At 73.9% G+C, this 18216-nt stretch carries 12 protein-coding genes; 3 read left to right on the forward strand and 9 right to left on the reverse strand.

What is annotated here, in order from left to right; translation table 11 throughout:
* Positions 1-567: 567 nt before the first annotated feature.
* The 7 genes from ACF059_RS26115 to ACF059_RS26145 form a co-directional block, all read right to left on the reverse strand.
* Entirely contained in the window at positions 568-1380 is an 813-nt protein-coding gene (locus tag ACF059_RS26115) for a CoA ester lyase (protein WP_366868593.1), read from the reverse strand.
* A complete protein-coding gene (locus ACF059_RS26120; protein WP_392061458.1) occupies positions 1377-2570 on the reverse strand; it encodes a CaiB/BaiF CoA transferase family protein in 1194 nt (397 codons plus the stop codon). The genes ACF059_RS26115 and ACF059_RS26120 overlap by 4 nt, the downstream gene beginning before the upstream one ends.
* Positions 2567-3478, reverse strand: a complete 912-nt coding sequence (gene rbsK / locus ACF059_RS26125; RefSeq protein ID WP_392061461.1) for a ribokinase — start codon at positions 3476-3478, stop codon at positions 2567-2569. The genes ACF059_RS26120 and rbsK overlap by 4 nt, the downstream gene beginning before the upstream one ends.
* Positions 3475-4896 (reverse strand): ADP-ribosylglycohydrolase family protein, encoded by a 1422-nt coding sequence (locus ACF059_RS26130; protein WP_392061464.1) that lies wholly within the window; start codon positions 4894-4896, stop codon positions 3475-3477. The genes rbsK and ACF059_RS26130 overlap by 4 nt, the downstream gene beginning before the upstream one ends.
* The gene (locus ACF059_RS26135) at positions 4893-6038 is read right to left on the reverse strand and encodes an ADP-ribosylglycohydrolase family protein (protein ID WP_392061467.1); all 1146 of its coding nucleotides are present in this window, start codon (positions 6036-6038) and stop codon (positions 4893-4895) included. Before ACF059_RS26135 ends, ACF059_RS26130 begins: the two co-directional genes overlap by 4 nt.
* Positions 6035-7159: an ADP-ribosylglycohydrolase family protein gene (locus tag ACF059_RS26140; RefSeq protein ID WP_392061901.1), complete on the reverse strand. Its 1125-nt coding sequence runs from the start codon at positions 7157-7159 to the stop codon at positions 6035-6037. The genes ACF059_RS26135 and ACF059_RS26140 overlap by 4 nt, the downstream gene beginning before the upstream one ends.
* A 1028-nt stretch (positions 7160-8187) precedes the next feature.
* Complete coding sequence (locus ACF059_RS26145; RefSeq protein ID WP_366866854.1) at positions 8188-9174, reverse strand: ADP-ribosylglycohydrolase family protein; 987 nt, start codon at positions 9172-9174, stop codon at positions 8188-8190.
* A 248-nt stretch (positions 9175-9422) separates the two neighbouring features.
* Here ACF059_RS26145 and ACF059_RS26150 point away from each other — a divergent pair, with 248 nt between their 5' ends.
* From ACF059_RS26150 to ACF059_RS26160, 3 genes are all read left to right on the forward strand, one after another.
* On the forward strand, positions 9423-10154 hold the full coding sequence (locus ACF059_RS26150) for a VIT1/CCC1 transporter family protein (RefSeq protein ID WP_361948085.1): 732 nt from the start codon (positions 9423-9425) through the stop codon (positions 10152-10154).
* Positions 10155-10528: 374 nt separating this feature from the next.
* Positions 10529-15067 carry a glutamate synthase large subunit gene (gene gltB / locus ACF059_RS26155; RefSeq protein WP_392061904.1) on the forward strand — a complete coding sequence of 1513 codons (4539 nt, stop codon included), beginning with the start codon at positions 10529-10531 and terminating at the stop codon, positions 15065-15067.
* On the forward strand, positions 15060-16520 hold the full coding sequence (locus ACF059_RS26160) for a glutamate synthase subunit beta (RefSeq protein ID WP_361948088.1): 1461 nt from the start codon (positions 15060-15062) through the stop codon (positions 16518-16520). Before gltB ends, ACF059_RS26160 begins: the two co-directional genes overlap by 8 nt.
* 148 nt (positions 16521-16668) lie before the next feature.
* Here ACF059_RS26160 and ACF059_RS26165 read toward each other — a convergent pair whose 3' ends face one another.
* Both ACF059_RS26165 and ACF059_RS26170 read right to left on the reverse strand, forming a co-directional pair.
* Entirely contained in the window at positions 16669-17103 is a 435-nt protein-coding gene (locus ACF059_RS26165) for a hypothetical protein (RefSeq protein ID WP_392061472.1), read from the reverse strand.
* A gap of 95 nt (positions 17104-17198) precedes the next feature.
* Positions 17199-18179, reverse strand: coding sequence for an ArsR/SmtB family transcription factor (locus tag ACF059_RS26170; protein WP_392061475.1), 981 nt, complete (start codon positions 18177-18179; stop codon positions 17199-17201).
* Positions 18180-18216: the final 37 nt, after the last annotated feature.

Consider the following 18216-nt stretch of genomic DNA (forward strand, 5'->3'; position numbering starts at 1 on the left):
GGTGGCCGCGCCTCAATCGCCGGCGGGGCTGGTGGGTGTCCCCTGGCGGGGTCGGAGGGCGGGGTGGGGGCACGGGGCCGCCGGGGGGTGTCTCCTCGGCTTGCGAACCTTGGCGGGATCAAGCAGTACGGGGCGTTTGGTTCGCCGCGCCTGCGGGGACACCCCCCGCCGTCCCCGCACCCCCACCCAGGCCGATCCACGCAGGGGCCGTAGGGCGGAAACCCTGCGCGGGCACACCCGCCGCCTTCCCCCACCCCACCGGCGCCCCTCCCAATTAGGGGCCCGACCCCGCACCCCACCCAGGCCGACCCACGCCGGGGCCGCCTTCCCCGCACCCCGCCGGGGCTGATCCGTGCAGGGGCCGTGGGGCGGGGACACTGCGGGGGGTCCCCGCAGGCGCGGCGAACCAAACGCCCCGCCACTTCTCGATCCCGCCAGGGTTCGCAAGCCGAGGAGAGCCCCCGCAGGGGCACCGCCCCACCTCGAAGCCATCGTCCTGGCCGACCAGGCCGCACAAATCCAGCCCCGCCGGCGATTGAGGCGCGGCCACCGGGCCGCACCCGGGATTCAACGGGCCACACGCGCGGCGAGCGCAAGGGTGCGGTGGGCCGCCGCCACCACCGCCGGGTCCACGAACCGGCCGTCGGGCAGCGCCAACGCCCCCGGCGTGGCGCGGGCCGCGTTCAGGACCTCCACCGCGGCGCTGACCTCCTCCGGCGCCGGGAGATAGGCCCGCTCGATCACCGGGAGCTGACGCGGGTGGATCGCCGCGCGGCCCAGGAAGCCCAGGGACCGGCCCCGCTCGCAGGACACGGCCAGCGCCTCCAGGTCCCGGATGTCCGGGAAGACGGACTGCGCGGGGGGCGCCAGTCCCGCCGCGCGGGCGGCCACCACCACCCGGGAGCGGCACCAGTCCAGGCCCGCCTCCGCGCTCACCGCCAGGTCGGCCCGCAGGTCCGCCTCGCCGAGGGAGAGCCCGCGCAGCGCGGGGTGCGCGCGGGCGATCTCGTACGCGCGTTCCACGCCCAGCGCCGATTCCAGCAGGGCGTGCAGGCCCACCCCGCCGGTGCGGAGCGCGACCGCGGTGACCTGTTCCGGCGCGCTGATCTTCGGCAGCCGCAGCCCCGCGAGGCCGCGGAGCCCGGCGAGGGCGCCGAGGTCGGCGCCGCCCCAGGGGGAGTCGAAGGCGTTGACGCGGACGTGGACGGGGACCGGGGGCCGCTCGCCGAGCAGTTCGGCCGTGGCGGCGCGGGCGTACTCCTTGCGGGAGGCCGGCACCGCGTCCTCCAGGTCCACGATGACCGCGTCCGCCCCGCAGCGCAGGGCCTTGGCGACCACGTCCGGCCGGTCGCCGGGGGCGTACAGCCAGGTCAGGATCACAGCGCGCCCTCCCTGCGCAGCGCGGCGATCTCGGCTCCGGTCAGCCCGAGCTCGGCCAGTACCTCCTCGGTGTCCGCGCCGTGCGGGCGGCCGGCCCAGCGGATCCCGCCGGGGGTCTCGGACAGCCGGAAGAGGATGTTCTGCATCCGCAGCGGGCCGAGCTCCGGGTCCTCGACCTCGGTGAGCGTGTCCAGGGCCGCGAACTGCGGATCGGCCATCACGTCCCGGATGTCGTAGACCTGCGCGACGGCCGCCTCGGCGTCCTCGAAGGCGGCGATCACCTCCTCGGCCTTGTGCCGGGCGATCCAGCCGCCGACCGCCTCGTCCAGGAGGGACGCGTGGGCGGCCCGGCCGGACCCGGTCGCGAACCATGGCTCGGCGATCAGCTCCGGCCGGCCCACCAGCCGCAGGACGCGCTCCGCGACGGACTGGGCCGAGGTGGAGACCGCCAGCCAGCGCCCGTCCGCGCTGCGGTAGGTGTTGCGGGGGGCGTTGTTGGCGGAGCGGTTGCCGGTGCGGGGCTGGACGTAGCCCAGCTGGTCGTACCAGAGCGGGTGCGGGCCCAGCACGGTGAGGATCGGCTCGATGATCGCCAGGTCGACGACCTGCCCGTGCCCGGTGCGGTCGCGGCCCGCGAGGGCGGTCATCACGGCGTACGCGGTGGTCAGCGCGGCGATGGAGTCCGCGAGCCCGAACGGCGGCAGGGTCGGCGGCCCGTCCGGTTCCCCGGTGATCGCGGCGAAACCGCTCATCGCCTCGGCCAGGGTGCCGAAGCCCGGGCGGTGGGCGTAGGGCCCCTGCTGGCCGAAGGCCGTGACGCGGGCCAGGACCAGCCGCGGGTTCGCGGCGGACAGCTCGGGCCAGCCCAGACCCCACCGCTCCAGGGTGCCGGGGCGGAAGTTCTCGATGATCACGTCGGTGGTGGCGGCGAGGCGCAGGAGGGTGTCCCGGCCGCCCGGGGTGGACAGGTTGAGGGTCATCGTCCGCTTGTTGCGGCCGAGCAGCTTCCACCACAGGCCGACGCCGTCCTTGGCGGGGCCGTGGCCGCGGGACGGGTCGGGGATGCCGGGGTGCTCGACCTTGACGACGTCGGCTCCGAAATCCCCCAGGAGGGTGGCGGCGAGCGGCCCCGCGAACAGGGTGGCGAGGTCCAGGACGCGCAGCCCCTCCAGCGGCCCGGTGGTGGTCACGAGCCGGCCCCGGACTGCGCCGCGGCGAAGGAGTCGGTCTCCGCGCGGGCCGGCATCGAGTCCTGCGCGCCCGGGCGCTGCACGGAGAGCGCGGCCGCCGCCGAGGCCCAGCGCAGCGCCCGCGGCATCGGTCGGCCCTCGCCCAGGGCCACGGCGAGCGCGCCGACGAAGGTGTCTCCGGCGGCGGTGGTGTCCACGGCCCGGACCCGGGGCGCGGGCACGGTGAGCGGTTCCTGGCCGCGCGCCGCGTACAGGGCTCCGGCCGCGCCGAGGGTGATCACCACTTCGGGCACGTCGTCGAGCAGGGCCGCCGCGGCCTGGTGGGGGTCGGTGAGGCCGGTGAGGGCGGCGGCCTCGTGCTCGTTGGGGATCAGGAGGTCGACGGCGGCGAGGAGTTCGGCCGGCAGCGGTTGCACCGGGGCCGGGGTGAGCACCGTACGGACCCTGTGCGCGCGGGCGGCGCGGGCGCCGGCGAGGACGGCGGGCAGGGGCAGTTCGAGCTGGAGGAGGAGGGTGCCGGCGGCGGCGATGCGGGCCTCGTCGCCCGCCTCCAGGCCGGTGACGTGGGCGTTGGCGCCCGGGATGACGATGATGCTGTTGCCGCCCTCGTCGTCCACGGTGATGTGGGCGGTGCCGCTGGCGCCCTCGACGGTGCGCAGGGCCGCCGTGTCGACGCCGGCCGCGGTGAGCGCGGAGCGCAGCCGTACGCCGAACTCGTCGGCCCCGACCGCGCCGATCATGATCACCTCCCCGCCGGAGCGGGCGGCGGCCACGGCCTGGTTGGCGCCCTTGCCGCCGGGGACCGTGCGGAAGGCGCGGCCGGTGACGGTCTCCCCGAGGCGGGGGGCCTTGGGGACGTAGGCGACGAGGTCCATGTTCGTACTGCCGAGCACGGCGATGGCCGTCATGAGCGTGCTGCCTCCTGTGCGGTGAGGTGGGCGAGGGTGTCGAAGCCGATGCCGTCGAAGCCGGGGACGGTGGTGGCGAGGCGGTTCTTGAGCGGGGCGCTCCAGCGGTCCGGGATGTCCTGCGGCGAGCCGGTGATCAGTCCGGCGAGGGCGCCGGCGGTGGCTCCGTTGGAGTCGGTGTCCCAGCCGCCGGACACGGCGTTGCAGACGGAGTGCGTGAAGTCGCCGTCGGCGTGGGTGAGGGCGGCGGTGATCAGGGCGGTGTTGGGGACGGCGTGGACCCAGTGGTAGTGCCCGTAGCGGGCGTGCAGCCGGTCGACGACGAGGTCGAAGTCGGCGTGGCGCAGCTCGTGGGCGGTGGCGAGGGCGAACCGGACGGCCTCGGCGAGGCGGGAGCGGGGCGGTAGGACGTCCAGTCCGGCCCGCAGCGCGGTGTGGACGTCGGCGTGGCCGGTGGCGGCGGTGGCGGTGGCGGCGGCGACGAACAGGGCGGCGTAGACGCCGTTGTGGGTGTGCGTCAGGGCGGAGTCCCGGTAGGCCTGCGCGGCGGCGGCCGCCGGGTCGCCGGGGTTGGTCCAGCCGTGGACGTCGGCGCGGATGAGGGCGCCGATCCACTCGCGGAAGGGGTTGCGGTGGGTGGCGGTGGCGGGCGGCTCCAGCCCGAGGAGCAGATTGCGGTACGCGATGCGCTCGGCGGTGAAGGTCCGCCCGGCCGGCAGCTCGTCGAGCCAGAGGCGGGCCACGTCGGCGGTGGTGAAGCCCTTGCCGTGCCGCTGGAGCAGGAGCAGGCCGAGCAGGGGGTAGTTGAGGTCGTCGTCCTCGGGCATGCCGTCGATGTTCTCGGCGAGGGAGGTGGGGGCGGAACGGCGGTTCCAGGGATGCGCGGCCAGGACCTCCGGTGGGACGCCGCGGGCGGTGAACCAGTCGCGGATCGGCCAGTTGCCCGCGGCGCGGGCGAGGGTGCGGATGGCGTGCAGGGGCAGCTTCTCGACGGGCTTGCCGAGCAGACACCCGACGGCCCTCCCCACCCAGGCGGCTTCCAGCCGGGTCGCTAGGTGGGGGGCGGGGCCGGGGGCCGGTGGCTCGGATTCCGGTGCGGTCGGGGCCGCGGTGGGCCAGGTGGCGCGGATGGACTGCCAGGTGGACGGTTCGTCGGGGGAGAGGGGGGAGGGGAGCTGCGCGAGCTCGTCCAGCAGGCGCGAGGCCAGTGCGCGCAGCTCCGGCGGGGCCGGCACGGGGGAGGCGCCGGCGCGGGCGGGGGCGGGGTGGCCGCCCGCAGCCAGCCAGGCGCGCCGGGCGGGCTCCGGGTCCCGCCCGTCCTCGGCCGCCTGGCGCAGCTCGTGCCCGATCAGGTCCTCGGGCTGCGCCCAGGTGAGCCGTACGTGTTCCGGCGCGGGGAGGGGGCGGGGTGGGGTCATCGGGGGGCCGTGAGGGTGGTGAAGGCCGATGTGCGGGAGCGGTGGCGGGACTGGTCGAGGGTGAAGATCTCGCGGGCCACGGTGGCCATCGACGCGGCCGGGGCGTGCAGGTCGAGGCGGCTGGCCTCGGCCACCTGCTTGGCCCAGGCGGCGGGGATCGCGGCTTCGCCGCCCAGGGCTCCGGCGATCGCCCCCGCCATGGTGGCGATGGAGTCGCAGTCCCGGCCGTAGTTGACCGCTCCGAGCACGGAGGTCTCGTACGCCCCGTCCGCGATCAGCAGCATGCCGAGGGCGACCGGGAGCTCCTCGATGGAGTGCAGACGGGAGGGGCGGCGGGCGCCGAGGGAGGGGTTGCGGTAGTCCGGGCCGACCGAGTCGTACGGGGCCACCGCCGCCCGGAGGGGCGCCAGCGCCGACTCGAAGTCCCGGTGGCGGGTGGCCACTTCGGCGACGGCGGCGATGGCCGGCCGGGTGCCGTCCTTCGCCAGGGACAGGGCCGTGTCCACGACGGAGGCGGCCGTCGCCCCCGGCACGCAGGCCGCCGCGACCGCCGCCGCGAACACGCCCGCCGCCTCCCGCCCGTACGAGGACTGGTGCGTGCCGGCGATGTCCAGCGCCTCCCGGTAAGCGCCTTCCGGATGGCCCGCGTTGGCGATGCCCACCGGTGCCATGTACATCGCCGCCCCGCAGTTGACGATGTTGCCGGTGCCCGCCTCGCGGGGGTCGGCGTGCGCGTAGTGCAGGCGGGCCACGATCCACTTCTCGGCCAGGAAGATCCGCTGCAACGGCAGCGCCTCCGCCTCCAGTTCGGGGATCCAGCGGGGGACGGACATGAGGTCCGGGACGAGGTGCTCGGCGATCGCGTAGGCGTCGAGGTGGTCCCGTACGGCCTCGTAGACGCGTACCAGCGCGTGCGTCATCAAGGTGTCGTCCGTGACGTGTCCGTCGCCCTTGTGGTACGGGGCGATGGGGCGGGCCGTGCGCCAGTTCTCGTACCACGGGCCGACGATGCCGTGGATGCGGCCGCCGTGCCGTTCCACGATCTGGTCCGGGGTCCAGCCCTCCACCGGGCCGCCGAGCGCGTCGCCGACGGCGGCCCCGACGAGGGCGCCGGTGGCCCGGTCCTCCAACGTGAGCGTCATGTCCGAATCATCCCCTGGGGTGTGGGTGAGGTGAGTTCCGTACGCGCGAGGAGCGCGGCGAGTTCGACGAGGTCGGTGCCGGCGAGCCGGGGCAGGGCGCAGCCGGAGAGGGTGCGGCAGGCCTCGCGCCAGGCGGCGGGGATCGAGCCGCCGCCGCCGAGCGCGCCGGTCAGCGCGCCGGCCAGGGCGGGGGCGGAGTCCGCGACGCGCGACAGGCAGGCGGCGGCCGGGACGGCCTCGGTGACCCTGCCGCGGGCGGCGGTCGCGAGGGCGAGGGCCACGGGGACGGTCTCGGCGGCGGCGATCCCGTAGCTGTAGACGTGGTCCACGATCTCGTGTTCGAGGGTGGGGACGATGGCGAAGGCGCCGCCGTCGGTGTGGGTGCGGGCGAGGGTGACGGCGTGGCGGGCGTTGCGGCCGATCTCGGTGGTCCCGGGGAGCTGGGCGAGGGCGGCGTCGACGCAGACGTCGACGTCCGTGGTGGTGAGGGCGGTCGCGACGGCGGCGGCCATGGCGCGGGCGCCGTGGACGCCGTCGCCGTCCTGGGTGTAGCGGGCGTCGAACTCGGCGAGGTCGGCCGCCGCGCGGGCGTCGCCGGGGTGGACGACGGCGAGGACGCAGGCGCGGATGCAGGCGGCGTCGTCGAAGTAGTGCGGGTTGTCGTGGCCGGTGGCGGGCGGGCGCAGGCCGGCGGCGAGGTTGCCGAGGCCGGCGCGGACGGAGATCCGGGCGCGCAGGGGCAGTACGGCGGACTCGACCTCGGGCGCGCGTTCCGCTGCCGCGGCGACTTCGGAGGCCAGGGCGTTCCACGCGAGGTCGATGGCGGCGCGCATGCGTCTCGACCGGCTGAGGTCGGAGAGCAGGGCGCCGGCGGCCGTGAGGACGGACTCGGCGACGAAGGCCGCCCACTCGGCGTCGTCGGAGGGCCCCAGGCGCAGGGGTTCGGGGGGTTGGTTGAGGGCGATGGGGACGGGGAGGGTGGTGGTGGCGTTCTGCTCGGCGAAGGTGTCGAGCTCGCGGGTGAGGCGGCGGGTCCACTCGGGCATCCGGCTGGCGCGGTGGCGGGCGGCGGGCCACCCGGCCGCGTCGCCTGCGGCGAGCCCGAGCAGGAGGCCCTCGATCCGCCGCTCCCCGGCCGTGCCCGTGCCCGTGGCCGTGGCCGGGGCCGCGGCCGTACGGGTCTGCGCGCGTGCGGTGTCCTCGGCCGCGCCGGGGGAGGACGCCGGGCTACGGACGACGGCCCGCAGCCCGATCCCGGCCGCGGTGGCCGTCTCCGGCAGGCCGCCTTGTGGTGGCGATCCGGCGGCTCCCGGTTCACCCTGCGCGGGCGAGCCCGCGGGGAGCGCGGCCAGCGCTGCGCGTGACCGGGCCCCCGGCCGTTCCGGCGAAGCCGGCAGCGCGGGCGCGCCCCAGTGTTCCGGCGGGGCCGTGAGGGTGGCCGGCACCGCGGCGGGCCGGGTCCGGTACTCCGGCAGCACCGCAGCCGGCCGGTCGCCGTCCGACGGCGCCGTCGAGCCGAGCCCCGCGCCCTCCTCCCCGGGGTCCCGGTCCCGGCACTCCCGACCGACCGCCACACCCGGCCGGGCGACCACCACCCAGCCAGGAGCAGCGCCCTCCCCGAACCCCACCGGGCTCACCAGATCCGCCGGGTGGGCGGGGGCCGTCAGGTGCGCTGGGTAGATGGCGTCCGCCGGGCTCGCGGGGACCGCCAAGCCAGCCGAACCAGTCGCGGTCATCCGGCCAGCGGTGGGAGACGCCGGGCCCGCCGAGCCCGCCTGGGGCGCCCGGCCTGCCGGGGCCGTCCGGTCCGCCTGGGGTGCCACGTCCCGCGGACCCGTCGGCGTCGCCGGGCTCGTCGGGCCCGCTGGGCGGGCGGGGGCCGTCAGGTGCGCTGGCAATGCGGGGCCCGCCGGGCACGCCGGGGCCGCGAAGTCACCCGAGCCCGGCGCAGCAACCCGGTCGGCCGGGGCCGTGGAAGGCGTCGGGCTCGCCGGGCCTGCCGGGGTCGTGCGGTCCGCCTGGGGTGCCGGGTCCTGCGGACCCGTCGGCGTCGCCGGGCCCACCAGGGTCGCCTGGGTCGCCGGGGCCGCGATCTCCGCCGGGGGTGTCGTGGGTGACGGGTCTGGTGGGGGTGAGGGGGGTGGTGGGGTCATCGGGGGGCCTCGTATTCCGGGGTGAGGAGGTCCGCGATGTCCAGGACGTGGTAGCCCCGCATCGAGGGGAGGCAGCTGCCGCGGACCGGGCCGATGGCCGAGGACCAGGCCGGCGGGATCGCGGCCGCGCCCGACAGGGCTCCGGCCAGGGCGCCCGCCACCGCCGCGGTGGTGTCCGCGTCGCGGCCCATGTTGACCGCGGTCAGGACCGAGGACGGGAAGTCGCCCCGGCACGCCGCGAACGCGCCGAAAGCCAGGCCCACCGCCTCGGGCGCCAGGTCGGTCCACGGGTAGCCGCCGATGACCACCGCCGAGCGCACCGCCCGCTCGCCGCGCGGGGCGGCGGTGACCGCCCGGCGCAGGGAGCGGGCCGTCCAGGAGTCGGACGGGATGACGGACAGGGCCGCCGAGACGACCGAGGCGGGGGAGCCGCCCGCCATCGCGGCGGCGACACCGGCGGCCACCGCCTGGCCGCCGTAGATGCCCTCGCCCTCGTGGCTGACCGTGCCGTCGATGGCGACCAGCCGGGCCGCCTCCGCGGGCCGGCCCGCCGCGAAGACGCCGAACGGCGCCGCCCGCATGGCGAGGCCGTCCGACCACGCGTGCCGGTGCTGGGCGGAGATGGGGGCCGCCAGGCCGCGGCGGAGGTTCTCCAGCGTGCCGCGCTCCGAGAAGCCGGCGCCGCGGAACGGGCCCTCGTCGAGGTCCGCGATCCAGTGGTGCCAGGCCCGTTCCACGTGGGAGACCGTGAGGGCCGAGCCGTGGCGGGCCAGCAGCAGCCCCGAGAAGATCGCGTACTCGGTGTCGTCCGTGCCCGCCGGGTCCTGCGAGACGAAGCCTTCGATGCGGCCCCACTTCGCCCGGATCTGAGACGGCTTCATGTTCTCCGCGGGGGCGCCGAGCGCGTCGCCCACCGCGAGCCCCAGAAGAGCGCCCCTGGCCCGTTCGAGGAGGACCTGCGGATTGCATGCAATCAGCTCCATGGCGCGCCTCTCCACTTGATGGGACTCATGATGAGCCCTTGGGGGATTTGTGCCATGGCATGTGGTTTGTCGCTCGCCGCGAAACACCCCGCGCGCACCGCCGTCACCCGGTCGCCGACCGGCAAAACAGCAGGTAAGTACGGCCTTCCTTGCTGGCGGGCGGCCGAAATCGTGCGTACTTTCGAGGTGTTCAGGGGGCGCGACGCACCTCACGGCCCGCCGTTGGCGCGAATGGGGAGAAAAGACGCATGTCCATCATCGATGCCGAAGCACCGCTGCACATCGCACACCGTGACAACCACACCCACCGCGACGTCAACGGCGGATGGCTGCGGCCGGCCGTCTTCGGTGCCATGGACGGACTCGTCTCCAACCTCGCCCTCATGACCGGCGTGGCCGGCGGTGCGGTCGCTCCGCAGGTCGTGGTCATCACCGGGCTGGCGGGCCTCGCGGCCGGCGCGTTCTCGATGGCGGCCGGCGAGTACACCTCGGTCGCCTCGCAGCGCGAGCTCGTCCTCGCGGAGCTGGACGTGGAGCGCCAGCAGTTGCGCAAGCACCCCGTGGACGAGATGGAGGAGCTGGCCGAGCTCTACGTCTCGCGCGGCGTCGAACCGGCGCTCGCCCGCGAGGTCGCCGTGCAGCTGTCCCGCGACCCCGAGCAGGCCCTGGAGATCCACGCCCGCGAGGAGCTCGGGATCGACCCCGAGGACCTGCCCTCGCCGCTGGTCGCCGCGGTCTCCTCGTTCGGCTCCTTCGCGCTGGGCGCGCTGCTCCCCGTCCTGCCCTACCTGCTCGGTGCGGTGGCCCTGTGGCCCGCCGTGCTGCTCGCGCTGGCCGGGCTCTTCGCCTGCGGCGCGGTCGTCTCGCGGGTCACCGCCCGGTCCTGGTGGTACGGCGGGACGCGCCAGCTCGTACTGGGTGGCGCGGCCGCCGGTGTGACGTACATCCTGGGAACCTGGATCGGCGGAGCCATAGGCTGACCGGGCAGGGAGTGAGACACTATGCAGTACGCAACATAAGTAGTTCATTACCCGGCGGTTTCGACCTCGTGTCCGCCGGGCATCACACCAGGGCTCCGGGCAATGATGCCCGCCCTGCATCCGGGACCTTCGCCTCGCAGTATGTCCGCAAAGCGCCGCGGAAGTCCCCTTTTCCTGCCTCGTGCAGTGTCCGCATGCTGGAATGGCATATCCACTTCTCGGGATAGTCGCCATCATGTAATCTGCACGAAATTTCGCAGAGGGCCAACGTCGTCCCTCGGCTATGCACATATGCCACGACGACGACGGGAGAGCCGATGCGTTCCGCATCCACGCACTCCGCGACCGGCCCCAGCACCACCGCCTGGTCGCCCATGGACGGTCGCCCCGCCCAGCAGGGCATGTACGACCCGCGCAACGAGAAGGACGCCTGTGGCGTCGGATTCGTGGCGAACCTCACCGGCGAGGCCAGCCACACCCTCGTTGAGCAGGCACTGACCGTATTGCGGAACCTCGAGCACCGCGGCGCGACCGGCTCGGAGCCGGACTCGGGCGACGGCGCCGGAATCCTCTCCCAGGTGCCGGACGCGTTCCTGCGCGAGGTCGCCGGTTTCGACCTCCCCGAGGCCGGCGCGTACGCCGTCGGCATCGCCTTCCTCCCCGCCGACGGCACCGCACAGGCCGTCGCCGTGGAGCAGATCGAGGCCATCGCCGCCGAGGAGAACCTGACGGTCCTCGGCTGGCGCGAGGTCCCGGTGACGCCGGACCTGCTCGGCAACGGCGCCCGCGCCACCATGCCGGCCTTCTCCCAGCTGTTCGTGAGCAACGGCAGCACCGGCATCGAGCTGGACCGCAAGGCCTTCGTGCTGCGCAAGCGCGCCGAGCGCGAGGCCGGCGTGTACTTCCCGTCGCTCTCCGCCCGCACCCTCGTCTACAAGGGCATGCTGACCACCGGCCAGCTGGAGCCCTTCTTCCCGGACCTCTCCAACCGTCGCTTCGCGTCGACGCTCGCGCTGGTCCACTCCCGGTTCTCCACGAACACCTTCCCGTCGTGGCCGCTCGCCCACCCGTACCGCTTCGTCGCGCACAACGGCGAGATCAACACGGTCAAGGGCAACCGCAACTGGATGAAGGCCCGCGAGTCCCAGCTGGCGTCGGACGCCTTCGGAGACGGCGTGCTGGACCGGATCTTCCCGATCTGCACCCCGGACGCCTCCGACTCGGCCTCCTTCGACGAGGTCCTGGAGCTGCTCCACCTCGGCGGCCGCTCGCTCCCGCACAGCGTGCTGATGATGATCCCCGAGGCGTGGGAGAACCACACCTCGATGGACCCGGCCCGCCGCGCCTTCTACAAGTACCACTCCACGCAGATGGAGCCGTGGGACGGCCCCGCCTGCGTCACCTTCACCGACGGCACCCAGGTCGGCGCGGTACTCGACCGCAACGGTCTGCGCCCCGGCCGCTACTGGGTCACCGACGACGGCCTCGTCGTCCTCGGCTCCGAGGTCGGCGTGCTCGACATCGACCCGGCCAAGGTCGTCCGCAAGGGCCGCCTGCAGCCCGGCAAGATGTTCCTCGTCGACACCGCCCAGAAGCGGATCATCGAGGACGACGAGATCAAGAACGAGCTGGCCGCCGCCGCGCCGTACGCGCAGTGGCTGGAGACCGGCGAGATCGAGCTGTCGGACCTGCCCGAGCGCGAGCACATCGTGCACACCCACGCCTCGGTCACCCGCCGCCAGCAGACCTTCGGCTACACCGAGGAAGAGCTGCGCGTCATCCTCGCGCCGATGGCCCGTACCGGCGGCGAGCCGCTCGGCTCCATGGGTACGGACTCCCCGATCGCGGCCCTGTCCGAGCGCCCCCGGCTGCTCTTCGACTACTTCACCCAGCTCTTCGCGCAGGTCACCAACCCGCCGCTGGACGCCATCCGCGAGGAGCTCGTCACCTCGCTGCTGTCCTCGCTCGGCCCGCAGGGCAACCTGCTGGAGTCGACCGCCGCGTCCTGCCGCAGCGTCACCCTGCCCTTCCCGGTGATCGACAACGACGAGCTGGCCAAGCTCATCCACATCAACGCCGACGGCGACATGCCGGGCATGAAGGCCGCCACGCTCTCCGGCCTCTACCGGGTCTCCGGCGGCGGCGAGGCACTGGCCGCGCGGATCGAGGAGATCCGGGCCGAGGCCGACGCGGCCATCGCCAACGGCGCCCGCCTGATCGTCCTCTCGGACCGCCACTCGGACGCCGAGCACGCGCCGATCCCGTCGCTGCTGCTCACCTCCGCCGTGCACCACCACCTCATCGCCACCAAGCAGCGCACCCAGGTGGGCCTGCTGGTCGAGGCCGGTGACGTCCGCGAGGTGCACCACGTCGCGCTGCTCATCGGCTACGGCGCCGCCGCGGTCAACCCGTACCTGGCCATGGAGTCCGTCGAGGACCTGCTGCGCGCCGGTACCTTCCTGTCCGGCCTGGAGCCGGAGCAGGCCATCAAGAACCTGATCTACGCGCTCGGCAAGGGCGTCCTGAAGGTCATGTCCAAGATGGGCATCTCCACCGTCGCCTCCTACCGCGGCGCCCAGGTCTTCGAGGCCGTCGGCCTCAACGAGGAGTTCGTCGAGACCTACTTCAACGGCACCGCCACCAAGATCGGCGGCGCTGGCCTGGACGTCATCGCCAAGGAGGTGGCCGCGCGCCACGCCAAGGCGTACCCGGTCTCCGGCATCGCGGCCACGCACCGCGCGCTGGAGATCGGCGGCGAGTACCAGTGGCGCCGCGAGGGCGAGCCGCACCTGTTCGACCCGGAGACGGTCTTCCGTCTCCAGCACGCCACGCGCGGCCGCCGGTACGACATCTTCAAGCAGTACACGGCCCGGGTGAACGAGCAGTCCGAGCGCCTGATGACGCTCCGCGGGCTCTTCGGCTTCAAGAGCGACCGTCCGTCGATCTCCATCGACGAGGTCGAGCCGGTCGCCGACATCGTCAAGCGCTTCTCCACCGGCGCCATGTCGTACGGCTCCATCTCCAAGGAGGCGCACGAGACCCTCGCGATCGCCATGAACCAGCTGGGCGCCAAGTCCAACACCGGTGAGGGCGGCGAGGACCCGGACCGCCTGTACGACCCCGAGCGGCGTTCGTCGATCAAGCAGGTCGCCTCCGGCCGCTTCGGCGTCACCTCGGAGTACCTGGTCAACGCGGACGACATCCAGATCAAGATGGCGCAGGGCGCGAAGCCCGGCGAGGGCGGCCAGCTGCCCGGCCACAAGGTCTACCCGTGGGTCGCCAAGACGCGGCACTCCACCCCGGGCGTCGGTCTCATCTCCCCGCCGCCGCACCACGACATCTACTCCATCGAGGACCTGGCTCAGCTGATCCACGACCTCAAGAACGCCAACCCGGCCGCCCGCATCCACGTGAAGCTGGTCTCCGAGGTCGGCGTGGGCACGGTCGCCGCGGGTGTCTCCAAGGCCCACGCGGACGTCGTCCTCATCTCCGGCCACGACGGCGGAACGGGCGCCTCCCCGCTCACCTCGCTGAAGCACGCGGGCGGTCCCTGGGAGCTCGGCCTCGCCGAGACCCAGCAGACGCTGCTGCTCAACGGGCTGCGCGACCGGATCGTCGTCCAGACGGACGGCCAGCTCAAGACCGGCCGCGACGTGATCATCGCCGCGCTGCTCGGCGCCGAGGAGTTCGGTTTCGCGACCGCGCCGCTCGTCGTCTCCGGCTGCGTCATGATGCGCGTCTGCCACCTGGACACCTGCCCGGTCGGCATCGCCACGCAGAACCCGGTCCTGCGCGACCGCTTCTCCGGCAAGCCCGAGTTCGTCGTCAACTTCTTCGAGTTCATCGCAGAGGAGGTGCGCGAGCTCCTCGCCGAGCTGGGCTTCCGTACGATCGAGGAGGCCGTCGGCCACGCCGAGCTGCTCGACACGACGCAGGCCGTCACGCACTGGAAGGCGCAGGGCCTCGACCTGGAGCCGCTCTTCTACGTGCCGGAGCTGCCCGAGGGCGCGGTGCGCCACGCCCTGATCGAGCAGGACCACGGTCTGGAGAAGGCGCTCGACAACGAGCTCATCGAGCTCGCCGCCGACGCGCTGAACGCCGAGTCCGCCGAGGCGGCCCAGCCGGTCCGCGCGCAGGTCGCGATCCGCAACATCAACCGGACCGTCGGCACCATGCTCGGCCACCACGTCACGAAGAAGTTCGGTGGCGCGGGCCTGCCCGACGACACCATCGACCTCACCTTCACCGGCAGCGCCGGCCAGTCCTTCGGCGCCTTCGTGCCGCGCGGCATCACCCTGCGCCTGGAGGGCGACGCCAACGACTACGTCGGCAAGGGCCTTTCCGGTGGCCGGATCGTGGTCCGCCCGGACCGCGCCGCCGACCACCTCGCCGAGTACTCCACGATCGCCGGCAACACCATCGGCTACGGAGCCACCGGCGGCGAGATGTTCCTGCGGGGCCGCACCGGCGAGCGCTTCTGCGTCCGCAACTCCGGCGCGCTGGTCGTCTCGGAGGGCGTGGGCGACCACGGCTGCGAGTACATGACGGGCGGCACGGCCGTCGTCCTCGGTGAGACGGGCCGCAACTTCGCGGCGGGCATGTCGGGCGGCGTCGCGTACGTCATCGACCTCGACCCGCGCAACGTCAACGCCGGCAACGCGGGCGCCGTCGAGGCCCTGTCCGACGCCGACAAGCAGTGGCTGCACGATGTGGTGCGCCGCCACGAGGAGGAGACCGGCTCGACCGTGGCCGCGAAGCTCCTGGCTGACTGGTCCGTCGCGGCGGACCGCTTCAGCAAGATCATCCCGACCACGTACAAGGCAGTGCTCGCCGCCAAGGACGCCGCTGAGCTCGCCGGACTCTCGGAATCCGAGACCACGGAGAAGATGATGGAGGCGGCGACCCATGGCTGACCCGAAGGGCTTCCTCACCACCCCGCGCGAGACCGCCTGTTCCCGTCCCGTGGCCGAGCGCCTCAAGGACTGGAACGAGGTCTACGTCCCGGGCTCGCTGCTCCCGATCATCAGCAAGCAGGCCGGCCGCTGCATGGACTGCGGCATCCCGTTCTGCCACAACGGGTGTCCGCTCGGGAACCTGATCCCCGAGTGGAACGACTTCGCGTACCGCGAGGACTGGACCGCGGCCTCGGAGCGTCTGCACGCGACGAACAACTTCCCCGAGTTCACGGGCCGGCTGTGCCCCGCGCCGTGCGAGTCGGCGTGCGTCCTCGGCATCAACCAGCCGGCCGTCACCATCAAGAACGTCGAAGTCTCGATCATCGACAAGGCGTGGGACAACGGCAACGTCACCCCGCAGCCGCCGGAGCGCCTCTCCGGCAAGACGGCCGCCGTCATCGGCTCCGGCCCGGCGGGTCTGGCCGCGGCGCAGCAGCTGACGCGGGCCGGGCACACCGTCGTGGTGTACGAGCGCGCCGACCGCGTCGGCGGGCTGCTGCGCTACGGCATCCCCGAGTTCAAGATGGAGAAGGTGCACATCAACCGCCGCATCGAGCAGATGCGCGCGGAGGGCACCAAGTTCCGTACGGGCATCGAGGTCGGCCGCGACATCACCGCCACCGACCTGCGCAAGCGGTTCGACGCGGTCGTCATCGCGGCGGGCGCGACCGTCTCCCGCGACCTCCCCGTCCCGGGCCGCGAGCTGGGCGGCATCCACTTCGCGATGGAGTACCTGCCGCTCGCGAACAAGGTCCAGGAGGGCGACTTCATGGCGCCCCCCATCACGGCCGAGGGCAAGCACGTGGTCGTCATCGGCGGCGGCGACACCGGCGCGGACTGCGTGGGCACCGCCCACCGCCAGGGCGCGGCCTCGGTGACGCAGCTGGAGATCATGCCCAAGCCGGGCGAGGAGCGGAACGCCAACCAGCCGTGGCCGACCTTCCCCATGCTCTACAAGGTCACCTCGGCGCACGAGGAGGGCGGCGAGCGGGTCTACTCCGTCTCCACCACCCACTTCGAGGGCGACGAGAACGGCAACGTCAAGGCCCTGCACCTGGTCGAGGTCGAGTTCGTCGACGGCAAGCTCGTCCAGAAGCCCGGCACCGAGCGCGTCCTCCCGGCGCAGCTGGTCACCCTTGCGATGGGCTTCACGGGCACGGACCAGGAGAACGGCCTGGTCCAGCAGTTCGGCCTGGCGCTGGACGCCCGCGGCAACATCGAGCGCGACGCCTCCTACGCGACCAACGTCGACGGCGTCTTCGTCGCCGGCGACGCGGGCCGCGGCCAGTCGCTCATCGTCTGGGCCATCGCGGAGGGCCGCTCGGCCGCCCGCGGCGTGGACCGCTTCCTGACCGGCAGCAGCGCCCTCCCGTACCCCGTCAAGCCGACGGACCGCTCGCTGACGGTGTAACCCGGCAGTACCCCGCCCCTCTGCGGGCGGGACCCCTCATGCGGTCCGTACAACGGCGTGCGGAACTCCGACACAGCGCCCGTCATGTCCCCGACCAGGGATGACGGGCGCTGTGGCGTTCGCCGTCAGGCTTCGGGCACGGGCCGGGTCACTCGGGCTGGACGACCGTGGCGCCCCAGCGTATGGACGGGGTCGAGGTGGTCACCGTGGCCGCGAAGCCGCCCTGCAGGCCTGCGCCGAGGGGGAGGGTGACGAGGGTGGGGCTGGTGCCCGGGCAGGCGACCGTGAAGGGGGCCGGGTCGCGGTCCGGGTGGTTGTCGAGGTGGAAGGCGACCTCGATGCTGCCGCCGTCCGCGCAGCCGAAGGTGATGAAGGTGTCCAGGCGGGAGGAGAGTCCGCCCGAGACGAAGCCGCTGGAGCCGGTCTGCTCGGGGATCCAGATGAGGCCGTCGGGCCCCGGGTAGCCGATGATCTCCCCCTCCGACGAGGCCGTGGCCGTGCCTGCTGCGAGCGTCAGCGTGAGGGCCGCCGCCAGTGTGGTGACCGCGGCGGCCCTGCCGCGCCCGCGCGTCTGCTTCTTCATGTGAACCCCCGTGGTGTCTTCGGTCGTATCCGACACCGACCACGTTAATCGGGGGCACTGACAACCCAGTTCGGGGCGAACGGACGCGGCCGCGGTCAGGCCCCCGTGAGGTCGTCGCCGAGCGGGCTGCGCCGGTAGAGGACCTGGCGGCCCTGGCGGGCGCGGGTGACCAGGCCGGCCGCGTACAGCACGCGCAGGTGCTGGGAGACGGCGCTGGGGGTGACCCGCAGGCGGCGGGCCAGTTCGACGGTGGCCAGCGGCTCCGCCAGCAGGGTGAGCAGCCGCGCCCTCGGAGCGCCGAGGAGCGGTACGAGGGCTTCGGCGCGGGCGGGCGCCGGGTCGGCCGCCCACAGCGTCCCCGCCCCGCGGCTCGGGTACATCAGCGAGGGCGGTTCCTCCGGCCCGGCCGGGGGCGCGGGCTTGTGGGCGAAGACGCACGGGATGAGGAGGAGGCCCCGGCCGGCGGCCCTGACCCGGTGCGTGGTGAGCATCTTGTCGATGTGCAGGACCCCGTCGTGCCAGCGCAGGATCGGGTGCATGTCGGCGAAGAGCAGCCGGGCGCCGCCCATGGCCAGCCGCCTCGCCCGGTAGGTCATGTCCGCCTCCGCCACCAGCCTCAGCTGCGGCCACAGCGGCTCGACGGCGATCTCCCAATACCGTTGCAGGAGCGTGCAGATGGTGTCGCGCAGGCCGGCGACGGCCGCGTCGTCACCCTCGGCGGCGGCGCGCAGCGGCCCGGGCAGCCGGCCCGGCGCGTGCGTCGCCAGCAGATCCCGGCGGACCAGCGCGGGCGGGGTCCGGCGGACGGTGGCGAGTTCCTCCGCGAAGGACGGGGCGAAGGTCGTGGGCCGGGGCGTCAGGAAGTCGGGCAGGGTGAGCCGCACCGCCACCAGGGACATCAGCAGACCGGTGTCCAGCCCGCCGAGCGCCCCGAGGACGGCCCTGCGCCAGGGAAGGTGGACGGCGGACAGGCCCGGGTCGTGCAACACCCGCAGGCTCAGCACGGTTTCGCCCAGGGGCGACAGCGCGAAACGGGTGTCGGCGAGGTCCTCGACGCTGAGCTCGAAGCTGATCATTAAGCCGTACGCTACCTCGATTGGCAGCGCACCGCCC

Origin of the sequence: Streptomyces sp. NPDC016562, from assembly GCF_043076955.1 — a bacterium.
In the GTDB taxonomy this organism is placed as follows: Bacteria; Actinomycetota; Actinomycetes; order Streptomycetales; family Streptomycetaceae; genus Streptomyces.

What these genes read in the sequence shown, in the direction of transcription:
- rbsK (WP_392061461.1), bottom strand. Translation starts at nt 3,478, where the DNA reads ATGACGGCCATCGCCGTGCTCGGCAGTACGAACATGGACCTCGTCGCC.
- ACF059_RS26130 (WP_392061464.1), bottom strand. Translation starts at nt 4,896, where the DNA reads ATGACCCCACCCCGCCCCCTCCCCGCGCCGGAACACGTACGGCTCACC.
- ACF059_RS26135 (WP_392061467.1), bottom strand. Translation starts at nt 6,038, where the DNA reads ATGACGCTCACGTTGGAGGACCGGGCCACCGGCGCCCTCGTCGGGGCC.
- ACF059_RS26145 (WP_366866854.1), bottom strand. Translation starts at nt 9,174, where the DNA reads ATGGAGCTGATTGCATGCAATCCGCAGGTCCTCCTCGAACGGGCCAGG.
- ACF059_RS26150 (WP_361948085.1), top strand. Translation starts at nt 9,423, where the DNA reads ATGTCCATCATCGATGCCGAAGCACCGCTGCACATCGCACACCGTGAC.
- gltB (WP_392061904.1), top strand. Translation starts at nt 10,529, where the DNA reads ATGGACGGTCGCCCCGCCCAGCAGGGCATGTACGACCCGCGCAACGAG.
- ACF059_RS26160 (WP_361948088.1), top strand. Translation starts at nt 15,060, where the DNA reads ATGGCTGACCCGAAGGGCTTCCTCACCACCCCGCGCGAGACCGCCTGT.
- ACF059_RS26165 (WP_392061472.1), bottom strand. Translation starts at nt 17,103, where the DNA reads ATGAAGAAGCAGACGCGCGGGCGCGGCAGGGCCGCCGCGGTCACCACA.
- ACF059_RS26170 (WP_392061475.1), bottom strand. Translation starts at nt 18,179, where the DNA reads ATGATCAGCTTCGAGCTCAGCGTCGAGGACCTCGCCGACACCCGTTTC.